Origin of the sequence: Colwellia piezophila ATCC BAA-637 (assembly GCF_000378625.1) — a bacterium.
GTDB classification, from domain to species: Bacteria; Pseudomonadota; Gammaproteobacteria; order Enterobacterales; family Alteromonadaceae; genus Colwellia; species Colwellia piezophila.
The window spans coordinates 308,888-325,449 of sequence record NZ_KB905166.1 but is presented as its reverse complement, the minus strand read 5'-3'; the positions used below and the strand labels follow the sequence as shown (position 1 = coordinate 325,449).

Sequence of the window (16,562 nt, the reverse complement as noted above, 5' to 3'; positions counted from 1 at the left end):
CAGCTGGCCCGGTTCCGCTTCGCTTAACATTTTAGCCAACTATATTATTTCCCCTTAACAGGCCGTTATATTCACAAGGAAGTTCAATGAAATATTTAAGCATTTTCGCCTTATTAGCATTTTCTTCATTTGTACATGCAAACAACAGTTTGCCCAACAACCGTCATATTTCAATTGTAGGAACAGCACAACTCAAAGCTGAACCCGATATTGCAGTTATTAAACTAGAAGTAGAGAGTTTAAAGACAAAAAGCATAGACGCTAAAAGGGATGTTGATGATAGGGTTAACAACTTCCTTGAAGGTTTAGCTAAATTTAATATTGATGAAGACAACGTTTCAGCTTCAAGTATTACTACACGACCTATTTATTCTTATTCAAATAATGATAAACAAGAGCTAGATGGTTACATGGCAAATAGAAATATAAAAGTAACGCTAAACGACATTAAACGTTTAAATGCCTTTATGGATTTTGCTTTAAGCGTAAAAATTGATGAAATCAGAAGTATTGAATTGAAGTCATCAAAAGCTGATTCTTTAAAAGATGAAGTTAATGCTATGGCTGTAAAGAATGCTAAAGAAAAAGGTAATTCATTGGCTAGTGCTTTTGATGCTAAATTAGGTAAAATTTATAGCATAAACTCAACGTCTAATAATAGCCGTTATCGATATGGTGCAAACAGCGATATTGAACGAATTGAGGTTACGGGCTCACGCATCAGCAAAGCTAGTCGACCAGGTAAATACCTACAAGAGAATATTGTTTTTTCAGCATCAATTAGTGTTGTATTTGACCTAGAAGTAAAGTGAATATAACAAGTCTCTCAAAAAGACAAGTAACAGTTGGCTTTTTGCGGCGTTAGTTTCAAGGAAGTTATGCGTATAATACAAACTATCGGAGCTGCATTAGCGTTCATTGCTGTAATTCTTCTATATCTTTGCGTTTCTCCAATCTCTCCAAATTCCCCAGACAATAAAATAGTTGAGGCTGGTTGGTTATTTACTTATGTAGTGACTCCCATGTTTTATGTCTCTGCTTTGCTAGTCATTCCTTCAACAATTGCACTTTTTAACTCTAATTTGAGAAGTAATTACAATATTACAGGAATGTATTGTCAAACTCTGTTGGGACTTAACATTTTAATTTCTTTGATTTATATTGTATTGTTTAGTACTGCTTATTTATTAATGTGAGCTGCGCAACTAACAAGGCAATTAAACGGAAAATTTACAGTTGGCTATTTTTAGTTCCTCAAACATTTTAGCCAAGTATTATTTTCCCGTTATTAGGGCGTTATGTTTTTCATTCGTTTGCAGGAGAAAAATTTGAAGATTTCTAGAGATACAGCTTTAACTTTGTTTACATTTTTTTCATTCGTAGTTGCGTTCTATATATTAGGATATTGGTTAATTTTTCGAATGGGGCAAGCAACTCCTTTAATGCTGAGTGTTGGACTCGCTACTATAGTCACTTGTGTTATCCGAAAAAGAAGTTTAGCTAGTCTAGGTTGGCAGTGGGGAGAGTGGAAATTTCAATGGATGAGCTACCTAATTCCCTTCTCAATCGCATTCTCGGCATATCTGATAGTTTGGTTTGTAGGTTTTGGTGATTTCTATAACGCTGAGTTCTTATTAAAGCAAAAAGAGAATTACAACTTAACTCATTGGAGTGACACGAGTATACTTTTGTTTCACATCGTTTTAGTCGCTACCATCAGTTTTGTAGTTTCATTACCTTCTGTTTTGGGGGAGGAACTTGGTTGGCGTGGCTTACTTGTTCCTGAGTTGTCCAAATTCATGTCATTTACTGGTGTTGCTCTTGTCAGTGGATTAGTTTGGTCTGTTTGGCATTGGCCACTAATGATTAAAGGATTATATGGTAATGATGTGACGCCATTGTATTATCAACTATTTTTCTTCACCTTGTTTATAACTTCAACCGGCGTCATTATGGCGTACCTACGTTTGAAAACAGGTAGTTTGTGGACTGCAGTGATTTACCACGCGAGCTCTAATGTTTTTATACAAAAAATATTTACCCCCATTACAGTGCAGAATACGGAGTCGAGTTGGTATATTGATGAGTTCGGAGCAATTATTGCCCTTACAGCTTGTTGTGTAGCTATATATTTTTGGAAAAAAGGTGTCGCAGAGTTTGCTGTCGCCAAAACATAACAAGGCGTTACGCGTCAAAATAACCTAGGAAGTGTTATGAGAAAATTGTTAGTAAGATGGATTACCGTATATTGTTTGATTTTTTCTTTTCCAGTGATGAGTGACGATATAATAGGTGAAGAAAAAATAGCTTTACTAGCATCCTTAGAGAAGAATATTAAGGAAAAATATGTATTAATAGACAATATCGCGAAGATAGAACATACCCTGAGAAAGATCAGCACCAATTCAAATTTCTTAAAAGCTGAAAGCAAAAAAGAGTTAGCAAGTATAATGTCCGCTGAGTTACGTAAACACGATAAACATTTTACAGTTCAATGGAGGGATTTGACTAAAGAGCCTGAAAAGCAAGAAATTAATGAAGGCTGGTTTGCTAAATTAAAAAGAAAGAATTCAGGGTTCAACAAGGTTGAAATTTTGGATGGCAACATAGGCTACATAGATTTCTGGGGGTTAGATGAATTGAATGAGGTTTCCAGAGCAAGGGCTGAAAATACTTTGGCTCTTGTGTCTGAAGTAGATGCATTGATTTTCGATTTAAGAAATAACGGAGGTGGAAGTGCTGAAATGGTACAGCTTATTAGCAGTTATTTTTTTGATTCTAAAACTCACCTCAACAGTTTTTATTCGAGAATGACAGGCACTACTTCAGAGTTTTGGACATTTGACAAGATTAATGGAGTCAAAAAACCTAACCTTCCGCTATACATTCTCACTAGTAAGCATACATTTTCTGCAGCTGAGGAATTTGCCTATAATTTTAAACACCTGAAAAGAGCAACAATAGTTGGAGAACAAACTAAGGGAGGGGCAAATCCATGGCAATACTTCGAACTAGGTGATGGTTTTAGGGCTGCTATTCCAATTGCAAAAGCGGTTAACCCTATAACAAAATCAAATTGGGAGGCAGTTGGAGTTAAGCCTCACGTCGATACAGTGAGCCATAAAGCACTCGAAGTAGCATATAAAATGGCTCTTATTGAAATTAAAAAATCAGCTGACAATAAATACCAGATCAAAGACATCGACGCCAAGTTAGCTGAGTTAGCTGAGTTGTCGCGTAACAAATCCCGTAAGTCAGACTCGTAAACTCACCGCTTCTGGCGGCGTTATGCATCAAGTAGAGTTCTCCATGAAATATATAATATCTGTGTTAGCTTTGTCTGCGTCTTCATTTTGTTTTGCTGCGGATGATTCAAATTTTTCTTTAGGTTTAGGGAACGATCATGGTGGTATAGGCGCGAAATATTCCATTAATACCAACGATTCAAAATATTATGCCTCTTTAGGTATTCGCGTACATTCAAGTGAGGATGGCACAGGGATTGGCTATGGCGTAGGTTGGGATCGTAAAATAGGAGGTGACAACCACTCCCTAGGTATATTCGGAGGAGCTGTATCCGCACACATTGCCAATGGAGAAGTAGCTATATATCACGGTTTGTCAGGTACTTATAATTATTATTTTTCAGGATTTAATAACAGTTCATTTGTTCTCGGTGGTTCTATTTACAGTGGTGTAACTTCAAAAAATGAAAATATATTTGAAGAAAGTTCAAGTGGTGTATCTATAAAGGTTGCTTATCAGTGGTAATACATAACAAGTCGTTAAAGCAGGACAAATTACAGTTGGTTTTTGCTCCTGCGTCGCTTATTTTAGCCAACTTTTACTTTGCCTGTTATTTGGGCGTTAGGCAGACAGACAGCGAATATTAAGCAATGTCTGCATTTATAATAATTTTAATATAAAGGGGTAATTTAATGAACTTACTTTCAAAGCACACAGATTCTATTTATGCATTATTAAGAATAGTTTCAGGTGTTTTATTTACATTTCATGGTACACAGAAAATATTCGGTTTGCTTGCTAGTCACGAAACCGCTTTCGGATCTCAAATGTGGTTTGGAGGATTAATAGAATTAGTATGTGGCTTATGTTTAATCCTTGGGTTTCAAACTCGTATTGCCGCTTTCTTATCTAGCGGTACAATGGCTATAGCTTATATACAATTTCATTGGGCTTTCCGGTTTGATGAAAACTTTTTCCCTATTATTAATCATGGTGATGCAGCAATACTTTATTGTTTCCTATTTTTATTTATTGCGAGTAAAGGTGCGTGTAAGTGGTGTTTAGACAAAACCGAAAGCGTTGATACAACTTCCTAACAAGTCAAAGAAGAGGGCAAACGCAACAGTTAGCCGCGTTTCGCTCTGATCTTGTAGCACTTCGCTACACACTATAGCCAAGTATTATTTAGCCCGTTTGAAGTGGCATAGTTAATGGGCCGATACACCCTAAACGGAGTTTGAGTGAAATTTACACCTTATATATTCATATTTCTTTTCATTAATTCGACTCAATTAGTAAAAGCTCAAGATACCAATGTTTTTTGAAATTCCTCGAAGCAATGTCATCGAAATTAAAGACCCAGATTCAGAAAGGATTTACCCTCTTTTTATAAAATTACCACGTTCATATGACAATAAAAAAGATAAGTCATATCCTGTTATCTACTTAACAGACGCATGGTATAGCTTCTAAGTTGTATCTGGCGCTACTCGATTTTCGATGAATACTGGAAAAATGCAAGAGGCTATAATTGTCGGGATTTCATACTCAAAAGCATCTAGAGGACCTTCTAGTAGGATTCGTGATTACACTCATATTGAAGATTCAAGCTGGAAGTATCAAACAGGAAAAGCGAAAGAACATATTTACTTTATTGAAAAATCAGTTTTCTCTTTCATCGGAAAACACTACAGAGTGAATGAGTCTAGGACTTTTGTTGGTAATTCACTTGGTGGACTACTTGGCGTATACATATTGTTTACTAAACCTGATATGTTTAATAATTATGTCTTCGGTAGCCCATCGGTGTGGTTTAAAGATAATGACATTCTTAAAATTGAAACAGAGCTTAATTTAAATACACATAAGGTGTTTATTGGTGTTGGGGCTAATGAAACTATTGAACTGGATTCACCACAACACGATATGGTTAAAGGTGCAAAGCAACTTGAGTTAAAGCTATCAGGTAAGTTATTCCCTAATACAAAAGTAAAATTATTAACTATTCAAGGCGCAAACCATGAAACGGCGTTTCCAACAACTGCAATTCAGGGATTGTATTGGCTGTTTAAAGAATCGTGATAATTGCGTATAACATGCAATTCAACAAGGGAAAAAAGTTGGCTTTAACATATTCGTCGCTATTTTTACTTACAATTTATTGCCTGTTAAGTGGGCGTTATATGTCAGTATGAGGGGGTCCATTCAGTGGAGTTTGATACACCGGATATTTCTCGTCCAAAGCAAAAAAGGTGTGAAGATTGTGGCTTATTTATTGATGAAGATGATTTTAACTGTCTTCATTGTAGCGAGTTGACTCAAAGGCAGCTGTCCATCTTGAAATACAAATTGAGAGTAAACAACCGTGAACACAAAGGAGTAGGTCGAATGTTCTTCTTTATTACAATGCTTATTTTGATTGTGTTTTTGTGCGTTTAGCTTGCATCATACATAACAATGCTCTCAGAACTGAAAAAAATAGTTGGCCTTTGACGCCAATTCAATACAAAGGAATTATTAAAAAATGGCAACCGATTTTCAATTTATTGCTCTTGATAAAAAAGAATTTACTTCATTTATGGATTTGAATGATGAAGAGCTTGCATCACATCAAGCAAAATGGATGATTGTAGATGAAGAACCCGGATATCCTTGTCGTGTATCGTTGGAAGATGCAAAACTAGGAGAAAGAGTTCTATTTTTACCTTATTGGCACCATGACGTAGAATCAGCCTATAAAGCCATAGGAACCGTTCTTGTACGAGAGTTTTCTCAAACGATGAAGTTTGGTGTAAATCAGGTGCCCATAATGCTTAATAATCGGCTGCTTTCGGTAAAGGCCTATGATTCAAGTAATATGATGGTAGCCCATGACATTGCTAAAGGTACGGAATTGGAGTTGAAATTGAAAAAGCAATTCCAAAATTCTAAAGTTGAGTATATTCATCTTCACTATGCAGGCCCTGGTTGTTTTTGTAGTGCGGTGCACCGTGCCTAACAAGGGTTTTCAAGTCGGACTGGTAACAGCTTGCTCGGCTCCACTTTGTTTAACATTTTAGCCAACTATTAATTTCCGCCAATTGCGGCGTTAGAAGCGCATTTATAATTTGGTGTATTACAAAAGGATTTACAATGATTAAAATACTTATAGCTAGTTTGATTTTTATGTCTTCCTTGCTTCCTGTATCTGCAAAATCTACAGATATCATGGAGCTCAATCCCATAGAATCATTGAAAGTAAAATCTAAATTTTTTAAAGAACCTATTGAATATAACGTTACATTGCCAAAAAGTTATAGTGAGACTAAAGGAAAGGATAAGAAGTATTTCGTAGTTTTTGATTTGCATCCACGTAGTCAACCTTATCTTAGCGGTTTACATGATTGGTTGAGCCACAACGGAGAATGGCCTTGGCTTGAATCAATTGTAATTACTCCTGCAAATTACAATCCTGAATTTGCAAAGTTATTCGAGCAAATTGTGAGTGAACCAACCAATCAAACAATGCTCGATTATTTTGAGTATGACCTACTAAACGCTATAGATGAAAAATATAGAACAAATGGGTTTAAAGTTTATAGCGGTTTTATGGGAAATGGAGCATTAGGGTTATTTGCTTTACTCAATCGACCTAAATTATTTAACGCATATATTATTTCTAGCCCATCACTGGCTAATGATTTTGGTTTAATAACGTCAGAAGCAAAAGTGAAACTAGCCTTAAAAGATGATCAAATGAGATTTTTATACCTTGCCACAGGTAACCATCAATATGAACAAGGTAATCTACCGTCTTTTGATTTATTTGAAAAAGCACTAAAAGCATCTTCACCAAGTACTCTTGATTGGCAAGTTCATCGTAATAATAAGAGTAATTATATGTCACAACCAATAATTTCTATTGTAAACGGCATTGAAGCTCTTTTTAATGATATTCATACTGATCTTAAAGCTGACTCTGAAATCTCTAAAAATGGGGCTCAAGCAATAATTGATTATTACGCTCTAATTTCTGACAAAAAATATGGTTTCGATATTTCTGCAGAGGGTTCTTTAAAGGCGCTAGCAAAATCCTTAATGGCAAGTGATTCCCAAAAAGGATTGTCTATATATCAAAAAACAGTCGCCCTCTATCCCGAGTCAGCATATGCATTATCATCCTTAGCAAAGGCATATGCAGATCTTGGAAATGTTAACAAGGCGGTTAAATACCAAACACAAGCGGTAGAAAAATCTAAATCAATGATTGATTGGCACCAAAATAAGCACAAACAATATTTAGATGAATATAGAGAAAAACTAGATAGTGTTGGCGAATAAGCGCTTCTAACGACGGTTTTCAAATCGGACAAATTAAAGTTGGCTTTTTGTTTGTGCCTCACTTATTTTAGCCAGCTATTATTTGCCATTTAGTGAGGCGTTATGCTTATAAAAGGAGTTGGTGTTGATTTCAGGTTATAAAACTAGTTCAGATATAAAAGATATGGATTTAACTGTAATACATACTTTTATATCTAGCTCTTATTGGGCTAAAGACATTCCAATCAACACCATGAAAAAAGCGATAAATAATTCGTTATGTTTTGGTGTTTTTACTGATTCAGGTCACCAAGTAGCTTTTGCGCGTATGGTTACGGACTCTGCAATATTTGCATATTTAGCTGATGTTTTCGTTTCAAATGAGCATAGAGGTAAAGGTTTAAGTAAGTTGCTTATGCAAGTTATTCTTGGACATCCTAATTTGCAAGGTCTTCGACGTATGGCACTTGCTACAAGTGATGCACATAGCCTTTACGAGCAGTTTGGTTTTAAATCTTTAAATTCACCTGAATCATTTATGGAATTACATCAGCCAGATGTGTACATAAGTGGCATAGTTAATTTGGCCCCTTAAGTGGGCGTGATGTTTTTCTGATAAGTATGGAGTAGCTTTAAGCAATGGAAATAAAAATATATCAGATTGATGCCTTTGCAGATCATACATTTGAAGGCAACCCTGCCGCAGTATGTCCACTTAATGAATGGGTTTCTGACGAACTTCTTCAAAAAATAGCAGAAGAAAATAATCTATCTGAAACTGCATTTTTTGTAGCTGAAGATAATGGTTATTCTTTACGTTGGTTTACCCCAGAAGATGAAGTTGATCTTTGTGGTCACGCGACTTTGGCCGCCGCTCATGTTCTATTTCAGCACCTTGGTTATGTTAAAGAATCTATATTATTTTATACAAAAAGTGGAACATTGCAGGTTGGGAGATCCGGCTCAGGATATAGTATGAGCTTTCCTGCTAGTGACATTAAACCTATTGACACTCCTACGGAGTTAAAGGAGGCCTTAGGAGTTATCCCAACTAAAACACTTGTAGCTTTTGATTATATAGTGGTTCTTGATAGTGAATCTCAAGTTAAGGCTCTCACCCCTGATTTCGTAAAACTTCAAGCCTTAGATTTAAGAGGAGTTGTTGTGACAGCACCTGGTGAGGAAGTCGATTTTGTTAGCCGTTGCTTCTTTCCAAAATTAAGAGTTAATGAAGACCCTGTAACTGGCTCTGCTCATTGCGAAATAGCACCATACTGGGCTAGAAAACTAAGCCGAAATAAGCTTGTTGGTAAACAATTATCTCAAAGGACTGGAATTGTTCAATGCGAAGTTATTGGAGATAGAGTCATGCTTTTGGGTAATGCTGTAGATTACATGTCAGGGATAATTACTATCAAAACATAACAAGAAATTCAACAAGGAAAAAAAATAATTGGCAGTGATCGTTCATCGTGATTTTAGCCAACTATTTTGCGCCGCATAGTAAGGCGTTAGGTCTCAAGGCTGCAGGGTGTTTTTTTCCTTAGCATTTCTAAAAATGGCCTAATCAAAATTATTTTAGAGGAATACTTATGAAAGCCGTTGTATACAGAAAGTATGGGCCACCGGATGTACTTCAGCTCAAAGAAATAGAGAAACCCACTCCCAAGGACGATGAGATTTTGATAAAAGTTCATGCGGCTGAGGTAACGAAGTCTGACTGTGAAATGCGAAGTTTCAAATTTGCAGTAAAGTGGTTTTGGCTACCCTTACGTATTGCCCTAGGGCTAACAAAACCAAGGCGACAGGTATTAGGTGGATATTTCGCAGGGGAAGTCGAATCAGTAGGGAAAAACGTTTCAAAGTTTAATAAGGGTGATCAGGTTTTCGGGTGCGCGGGGCTTCGGATGGGCTGTTATAGTGAATACATGACCCTACCTGATAGCTACACGATTGTACCGAAACCGTCCAATATAAACTTTGAAGCAGCAGCAGCGGTACCTCTAGGAGGTCTGAATGCGCTTCACTTTTTGAAAAAAGCGAATATCCGAAATGGGGAAAAGGTTTTGATCAATGGTGCCGGCGGAAGTATCGGTACTTTTGGAGTGATGATTGCCAAAGAAATGGGAGCCGAAGTAACGGCAGTTGATTGTACCATCAAGGAAGAAATGCTTCGTCGTATTGGCGCGGATCATTTCTTCGACTATACCAAAGAAGATTTTACAAAAAGTGGCAAAACCTATGACGTAATTTTTGACATGGTTGCTGGAAGTTCTTATTCCGAATGTGTTAAAACACTCGAACCCAAGGGCCGTTATCTTATGGCAAATCCTCGACTATCAGACATGCTGAGATCATTTCTGTCTTCTAAATTTACTGATAAGACCGTGACTTTTGCTTTCGCAGGTGAAAAGGAGGAAGAGCTACTTGCACTCAAAGAAATGATTGAGGATGGAAAAATAGAAGCAATCGTCGATAAAATTTATCCGATTGAGCAAGCTGCTGAATCCCATAGAAGAGTAGAGACAGAACAAAGGTTGGGGCCAGTTGTACTTTCTTTGGGAAAATTTTGAAACCTAACAAGTATTTTTAAGTCGGACTCATAACGATTGGTTGAGTCCACTTCGTTGAACATTATAGCCAACCATTTTAAGCAAAGGAATCTGCATTGCTCACTTATCTCAGACTGTCTAAGTTATTTTGGTTGTTAATGTTATTTAACTGGCCAATTTCATTGATTATGAGCCTATTTACAAATGACAATATTGCTTCCAATTTTTGGGATGCATTACTTTTTAAGTATATTACTTGGTCATCCATTTTATTTCCCTTATATTATTTTTTAATGCTGTTTATCGGTTATAAATTTAACAACTCAACAACACCGCCTGTGGTTAAGGTTTTAATTACCTTTATTCCATTTTTAAGTGCCGCACCTTACGCCACATTATTTTTTGTTGTATTTTCAATAATAGCTGCATTTCATTCGATGTAAATACAAGCAAATCAACCGGGACAAATAACAGCTGGCTTTTGCTCGTTCCTCGCTAATTTTAGCCAGCTATTTTATTATCGCTTAGCAAAGCGTTATATGTCGCCAGTTAGTGAAATGATTAGTCTTTGTGGCTTGGGCATTTAATTTTTAGTTTAGTACTTGTTTCTGTTCTCTTTTGTGGTAACTTTAGCGGCATAAAATATTTTGAATTTTTGGTTACACAGTTTTCGCCTAAATGGATTTAGTGCACATAGCTCAACTTCCCCTAGGTTTTATAAATTCTGCTTATGTTTACGCTTAATCAGTCTTATATAAACGGCTCAAATTCATGGTTAGCAGTAAAGTGGCGTTCGGGTTTTAAATCTACTCATTCCACGCTACAAGCTTTAATGTTCTTGGCCATTTCAGTGTTTTTCAAACACACACATATAACAAGTAAATCAACGAGATACGTAACAGTTGGCTACGTTTTCCTACACATTTTGCTAACTATTACTTAGCCGCTTATTGTGGCGTTAGCTGTATTTCAATTATGGAGTTTTTATGACGGATTATGAATTAGCCCAAATAGCTTTATCAATAAGCGAACAAATTGATTTTCTTTGGAACTTCTATGTAGCTGCTTGCGGTATCCTTTTGGGTTGGTTGTTTTCATCAAAAATAGAATGGAATCACGACAAACAAAGGGCTGTCACAATTCTTTTTTTAATGTTCGCTGTTGTTAACCTTTCTGCAATATATAACGCATATAGCTTGCTTGAAGCCGCAATGGATAGCATACAATCCAACTTGGAACATAACGGCGATAGCTTTATTAAAAAGTTTTCTGATTTTAGGGGCATTGGCTCCATCGGAGCTGCTGTAGTACATTTGGCCGCTGACTTTTTTATATATAGTTTAATCAGAAAGTCGTTTATACGTTAGTACAGCTAACAAGCCAATAAAGCCGGGACTGCTAACCGTTTGCTCGGTTCCGCTTCGCTGCACATTTAGCAAGCTATTATCAGCCCCTTATTGGGGCGTTATGAGTATTCAATTATGAAGCTGGTATATTCCAACGAGAATCATTTTCTTGTGAACAATGCAAAGAACCTCATTGATGCACAAGGAATAAGTACATTTATCAAAAATGAATTTGCACAAGGGGCTGTAGGTGAAATATCGGCCTTCGATGCTTGGCCAGAACTTTGGGTTACTAATGACGAAGACTTTGAGCAAGCTATAGAAATATTAAAATCATCACAAAACAGTGATAAAGGTGAAGATTGGATTTGTCAAAGCTGTTCAGAGGAAAATGACCCCTCTTTTGAAGTATGCTGGAATTGTCAGAGTGGAAACACATAACAAGAAAATCAACAAGGACACGTAACAGTTGGCTACGTTTCGCTACATAATCTTAGCCTGTTATTTGGGCGTTATACGAAAATCAAACTCTGTATTACCTGATAAAGGATTACTCATGAAAACGATATTGCTACTTCTATTAATAATTTCAATTTCTTCTTTTGCTTCGGTAATCCCGAATGAACCTCATATCTATGTTGAAGGGTACGCAGAAAAAGAGATTATTCCTGATCAAATTAAGATATCAGTATCTATTGTTTCAACTAACTTAGATGCAGAAGTTGCAAAGTTAGAAATAGACCAAAAATCATTGAAAATTTTCGAATCAACTAAAAAGTTGGGAATCAAAGCAAATCAAATTACCGCAACACCTATCCAGATTTATCCCGCAATAGAAAGGGATAACGGGAAAAGAATTGATAATGGTACGAGAGTTAGTCGTAATATAGATATAGTTTTAAAAGATCTAACTAAATATCCATTATTAAATGATGCATTAATCTCAGCAGGAATAACGTCAAAAATATCATCGACTGTAGAGTTAGCTGATGAACGTGCCGTTAAAAAAAATGTATTAATGTTAGCAATTAAAGATGCAAAATTAAAAGCTCAGGAAATTGCTGAAATTCAGGGTAAAACACTCAAAGATGTTTATTCTGTTTCCGAATTCCAAACTCGACAACAAGAAACTTATAATTTACATCCAAATCAGGATGTTTACGGACAATCATACGGTGCTGGTCAATTAAGGTATAGAGTGCCGCCAAAGGCTGGTGTATTTAAAATTGGAAAAATGAGAGCTACAGCAACCGTTTATGTTGTTTACACAATGGAATAAATTGCTCATTCGTCGTTTATTTTAATCCACAATTTTGTGCCTCTTAATGAGGCGTTATCAATAATCAAGAGTATGTATGCATATCAACTTTAGAGAAGCCACACTTAAAGATTCTGAACTAATAGGCTCCTTTGTTGTAGAACTTACAACTGAAATTTGTGCGCTAACAAAAGCTCAGCATTTTGATATTGATCTCAATGGTACAATTCAACGTTGTCATGAACTCATTAGGGATGGCCACTATTCGGCAATTATTGGAATGTTTGAAAACAAGCCGATTTCTGTAGTTACCATGACAGAAACATACGCATTATATGCGGGTGGTAAAATCGGTGTAATCCAAGAGTTTTATGTTTCTCCTGAGTTCAGAGCTTCCGGTGTAGGTTCAATGTTAATTGAGCAAGTTCAAGATTATGGTAAAAAGCATAATTGGTCATGCATTGAGTTATGTACTCCACCTTTACCCGAGTTTGAGCGCACATTAAACTTTTACCAAAAAAATGGTTTAATTCCAGTAGGTGGTCGTAAAATGAGACAGGCATTAGCGTAAATTATTGCTAACAAGAACTTTAAAGGGGGAAAATACAGTTGGCTGTTTTCACTCTGATCAACATTTTAGCCAACTATATTTTCCCCCTTAACAGGGCGTTTTATCTCTAGGAGTTTGTGTTGACTATTGTTGAAACTGAAAGGTTAAGTATTCGTCAAATTACGAAGGAGGATGCTATAAACCTATTAAAAGTGCTAGCTGATCCTATTGTAATGCAATATTCGACAGTAGGTGTTCACACAGAAGAACAGATTTATGATTATATAGCTAATTGCAAAAATCAATATGACTTAAATGGTTATGGGCATTGGGCAATTTATAACTCGATAACTAATGAGTTTGTTGGAGTGTGTGGTCTTAATAAACATAAAGTAGACACTGATGATGTTATACATATCAATTATCGTCTTGCCACTGACCAACAAGGCAAAGGTTATGCTGTTGAGTCTACATTTGGTTTATTAGATTTTGCTAAAAAATCCTTAAAGCTTAAAGTGGTACACGCACTAATAGAGTCAGCGAATATCAGCTCTGTTAAAGTGGTAAATAGAACAGGTTTTCAATTTATTAAATCTTCTGTATTTCGTGGCTTTAAAGTCGACATCTATCAAGTGGCTCTATAAAACGAGATATAAGAAAATAAACAAGGAGACGTAACAGTTAGCAGGGGCTCGTACCTCGCGCATTATAGCCAACTCTACTTTTCCGCTTAAGCAGGCATTATAAGCACACAAGATTACGGCGAGTATTCCTAACATGGAGAGTAAAGTGAAAAAGCTGATATTATTGGTATTCTTAACTTTTGGATGTATTGCAAGCGATGACATGCAATTTCACTCATCTACTTTAGATGAGACGAAATTAATTTTTTGGCTTGACCACAAAACAAAATCGGCGGTGCTTTATGGTAGATGGGAAAACTTTCACAAATTGAAAGATTTAGTTTCAACAACCATTCTTACCGCTAATGCCAATATTCAAACATCTGAAAATTTTTGCTCATACGATAAGCTAGTATTCGTAGATAGTAATAAAGATATTATTTCTATATTTCCTATAAAAAACAACAGTATTATATATAACAATCATGATTTTATTGTTCCGGAAAAACAATTAAGTCACTTTTTTAACTTAAACCAAAAGCGTATTGATAGAGGTGACGGCCTACATAGTAAAGCGGTAAAGTTAAATATTAATAACTACAGTGTAAAGTGCTTATAAGTTACTCAAACGGACGCTAAACAGTTGGCTAGCATTCGTTCCTCGTACATTTTCGCCAACTATTACTTAGCCTGTTATTTGGGCGTTGGTACAAGGAAAGTTTGAGTTTGAATCGACTTTTAATCATTATACTATCTGTGTTAATTACGTCATGTACCACGGGTCAACTTTATTACGTTGATGAAACGGGGACGCGTAAACTTGCCTGTGATGTAGAGTTTATTGGTATGCCAAGTGTTGACATATATGCTGTTGAATACGCATTAAGCCTATGTGCTAAAAGTGCGGTAAAAAAAGGTTTTGCGATCGAAGATGTGCAACTTTTAAAAGTTGATACAACAATAGTGGACGCACCTTGTGGTAATGTGTGGACCCATGAACTTGCAAAAAAACAATTTGAAAAAGCTGCACTCTCAAAAAAAGAATATGGTTATATAGTCGCTCATATAGACTTAGGTTTAGCTACTTTGAATGAGTGTTCACATAACAATAAAATCAACAGGGATACGTAACAGTTGGCAGGGCTTCGTTCCGCGCATATTTTAACCCACTATTATTTGCCTCTTGGTGAGGCGTTATATACCTATGATTATTCTCAGTAAACTCACGGATTAGGAGTCCACAATGAGATTTAACAATAAACTTAATCGAGCGCAACTTTGTGCTTTAACCTTATGTTTAGGTACTTCACTTGGTATGTCTTTTCTCGTTGGGAGTTCAGCGCCTCTCATAGGAGTAATGTTAGGTACTATTACTATCGGTGCTTATGTCATGATTGTCTCTGGAAAGTGGAGTGCCAAAAACACATAACAAGCAAATAAACTAGGACACGCAACAGTTGGCAGGGCTTCGTTCCTCGCATATTTTAACCCACTATTATTTGCCTCTTGGTGAGGCGTTATATACCTATATCAAATTACGGAGATAGTATGATTACCGAAAAGGATATCAAAGCCTCAATTAGTAAGCATTTTGTAAAACCTATAATAATTATTGCTTTATTAACACTTCTAGTGCAATTTTCAAATGATTATTTCTTTGATGGTGCTCAGTTTTCACCAATTTTAATTATCATATTCTCAATTAGTGGTTGTTTGCACATATTTCAAAAAGTACTAGTGGATTTACTTATTATTAAACAAACTGTGGATAAGTAGGCCTATAGCAAGAAAATAAACAAGGACACGTAACTGTTTGCTACGTTTCGCTTTGTTGCACAATTTTAGCCAACCTTTAGAGGCCCTTAGTGGGGCGTAAAACAAAGCAAGGAAGCGTATGTATCATAGAATTTTCATAATAATAATTAGTTTATTCGTTCTCACTTCATGTAACTCGACTAGGGCTAAAATAGATCTAAATTGTATGACGAAAAACTCATCTCGATTTATTGAACCTGAAAACTCATTATATAAGTTACCTTTTGGTCTTAGTGAAAGTTATGAGTTAAGGCAGGGTAACTGCACGTTTCATACCCATTCCATTGAATATAAAAATGAATTTGCTTTTGATTTTGTAATGGATGTTGGCACTCCTATTCATGCTGCTCGCACTGGCAAAGTAGCTGCAATTGAGGACAGTTTTTTTGATGGTAACAATAAAGAACGTGATTTTAATTATATTGCCGTCGCCCATGAAGATGGTAGCTTTGCTTTTTATATGCATATTACAAATATTGGTGCAACGGTTGAGCTAGGAGAAGAGGTAAAGCAAGGTGATGTTATTGCCTATAGTGGTGATACTGGCATGGAGTCAATCCCGCACTTACACTTTCATGTCATTGAGCTAGATGATTCTTGTGTGAAAAATAATGTTGTTGGCAACTGTTCTACGATTCCAATCTCTTTTAAAAACGCTAGCCCTAATGACAAAATACTTGTACAGGGTGTAATTTATACCGCGATGTAGTTTGCCTATTAAGGCTCTGTTACGGCAAAATTACAGTTGGCTCGCGCTGCGCACATTTTAGCCAAACTGTATTTTTCCGCTTCATGAGGCGTTATATGAAATGGAGTTTGGATTAAAATTTTAGGTTTATCCCTCGTTTTACTTATATCAGCATGTACCTATTC

The 16,562-nt window shown here is 36.1% G+C and carries 22 protein-coding genes; all 22 read left to right on the top strand.

The annotated features are described in order from the left end of the window. The first annotated feature begins 86 nt into the window (after positions 1-86). Positions 87-812: an SIMPL domain-containing protein gene (locus tag F580_RS0113665; protein ID WP_019028302.1), complete on the top strand. Its 726-nt coding sequence runs from the start codon at positions 87-89 to the stop codon at positions 810-812. A 66-nt stretch (positions 813-878) separates the two neighbouring features. Next, positions 879-1,196 carry a hypothetical protein gene (locus F580_RS0113660; RefSeq protein WP_019028301.1) on the top strand — a complete coding sequence of 106 codons (318 nt, stop codon included), beginning with the start codon at positions 879-881 and terminating at the stop codon, positions 1,194-1,196. Between the two features lie 102 nt (positions 1,197-1,298). Further along, positions 1,299-2,177 carry a CPBP family intramembrane glutamic endopeptidase gene (locus tag F580_RS0113655; RefSeq protein ID WP_051092081.1) on the top strand — a complete coding sequence of 293 codons (879 nt, stop codon included), beginning with the start codon at positions 1,299-1,301 and terminating at the stop codon, positions 2,175-2,177. Positions 2,178-2,213: 36 nt separating this feature from the next. Beyond that, entirely contained in the window at positions 2,214-3,266 is a 1,053-nt protein-coding gene (locus F580_RS0113650; protein ID WP_019028299.1) for a S41 family peptidase, read from the top strand. A 43-nt stretch (positions 3,267-3,309) separates the two neighbouring features. Beyond that, positions 3,310-3,771 (top strand): hypothetical protein, encoded by a 462-nt coding sequence (locus F580_RS0113645; RefSeq protein ID WP_019028298.1) that lies wholly within the window; start codon positions 3,310-3,312, stop codon positions 3,769-3,771. A gap of 167 nt (positions 3,772-3,938) precedes the next feature. Next, positions 3,939-4,343: a DoxX family protein gene (locus F580_RS0113640; RefSeq protein WP_019028297.1), complete on the top strand. Its 405-nt coding sequence runs from the start codon at positions 3,939-3,941 to the stop codon at positions 4,341-4,343. Positions 4,344-4,746: 403 nt separating this feature from the next. Further along, entirely contained in the window at positions 4,747-5,328 is a 582-nt protein-coding gene (locus tag F580_RS24565) for an alpha/beta hydrolase (RefSeq protein WP_245560626.1), read from the top strand. A 442-nt stretch (positions 5,329-5,770) separates the two neighbouring features. Continuing rightward, entirely contained in the window at positions 5,771-6,244 is a 474-nt protein-coding gene (locus F580_RS0113630) for a DUF1203 domain-containing protein (RefSeq protein ID WP_019028295.1), read from the top strand. Between the two features lie 134 nt (positions 6,245-6,378). Next, positions 6,379-7,566, top strand: coding sequence for an esterase (locus tag F580_RS0113620; RefSeq protein ID WP_040357256.1), 1,188 nt, complete (start codon positions 6,379-6,381; stop codon positions 7,564-7,566). Positions 7,567-7,690: 124 nt separating this feature from the next. Beyond that, positions 7,691-8,140, top strand: coding sequence for a GNAT family N-acetyltransferase (locus tag F580_RS0113615; protein ID WP_019028292.1), 450 nt, complete (start codon positions 7,691-7,693; stop codon positions 8,138-8,140). A gap of 44 nt (positions 8,141-8,184) precedes the next feature. After that, a complete protein-coding gene (locus F580_RS0113610; RefSeq protein WP_019028291.1) occupies positions 8,185-8,970 on the top strand; it encodes a PhzF family phenazine biosynthesis protein in 786 nt (261 codons plus the stop codon). Positions 8,971-9,137: 167 nt separating this feature from the next. Continuing rightward, positions 9,138-10,118 carry an NAD(P)-dependent alcohol dehydrogenase gene (locus tag F580_RS0113605; protein WP_019028290.1) on the top strand — a complete coding sequence of 327 codons (981 nt, stop codon included), beginning with the start codon at positions 9,138-9,140 and terminating at the stop codon, positions 10,116-10,118. A 965-nt stretch (positions 10,119-11,083) separates the two neighbouring features. After that, on the top strand, positions 11,084-11,464 hold the full coding sequence (locus tag F580_RS0113595; RefSeq protein ID WP_019028288.1) for a hypothetical protein: 381 nt from the start codon (positions 11,084-11,086) through the stop codon (positions 11,462-11,464). Positions 11,465-11,578: 114 nt separating this feature from the next. Then, complete coding sequence (locus F580_RS0113590) at positions 11,579-11,884, top strand: putative signal transducing protein (protein ID WP_019028287.1); 306 nt, start codon at positions 11,579-11,581, stop codon at positions 11,882-11,884. Between the two features lie 115 nt (positions 11,885-11,999). Further along, complete coding sequence (locus tag F580_RS0113585; protein ID WP_019028286.1) at positions 12,000-12,722, top strand: SIMPL domain-containing protein; 723 nt, start codon at positions 12,000-12,002, stop codon at positions 12,720-12,722. A gap of 76 nt (positions 12,723-12,798) precedes the next feature. After that, a complete protein-coding gene (locus F580_RS0113580; RefSeq protein ID WP_019028285.1) occupies positions 12,799-13,272 on the top strand; it encodes a GNAT family N-acetyltransferase in 474 nt (157 codons plus the stop codon). 116 nt (positions 13,273-13,388) lie between these two features. Then, a complete protein-coding gene (locus F580_RS0113575) occupies positions 13,389-13,895 on the top strand; it encodes a GNAT family N-acetyltransferase (protein ID WP_157443106.1) in 507 nt (168 codons plus the stop codon). A 145-nt stretch (positions 13,896-14,040) separates the two neighbouring features. After that, positions 14,041-14,493, top strand: coding sequence for a hypothetical protein (locus F580_RS0113570; RefSeq protein ID WP_019028283.1), 453 nt, complete (start codon positions 14,041-14,043; stop codon positions 14,491-14,493). A gap of 107 nt (positions 14,494-14,600) precedes the next feature. After that, positions 14,601-15,005, top strand: coding sequence for a hypothetical protein (locus tag F580_RS0113565; RefSeq protein ID WP_019028282.1), 405 nt, complete (start codon positions 14,601-14,603; stop codon positions 15,003-15,005). 112 nt (positions 15,006-15,117) lie between these two features. Beyond that, the gene (locus tag F580_RS0113560; protein ID WP_019028281.1) at positions 15,118-15,303 is read left to right on the top strand and encodes a hypothetical protein; all 186 of its coding nucleotides are present in this window, start codon (positions 15,118-15,120) and stop codon (positions 15,301-15,303) included. Between the two features lie 119 nt (positions 15,304-15,422). Further along, positions 15,423-15,650: a hypothetical protein gene (locus tag F580_RS0113555; protein WP_019028280.1), complete on the top strand. Its 228-nt coding sequence runs from the start codon at positions 15,423-15,425 to the stop codon at positions 15,648-15,650. Positions 15,651-15,855: 205 nt separating this feature from the next. Continuing rightward, on the top strand, positions 15,856-16,398 hold the full coding sequence (locus F580_RS24560; RefSeq protein ID WP_019028279.1) for a M23 family metallopeptidase: 543 nt from the start codon (positions 15,856-15,858) through the stop codon (positions 16,396-16,398). Positions 16,399-16,562: the final 164 nt, after the last annotated feature.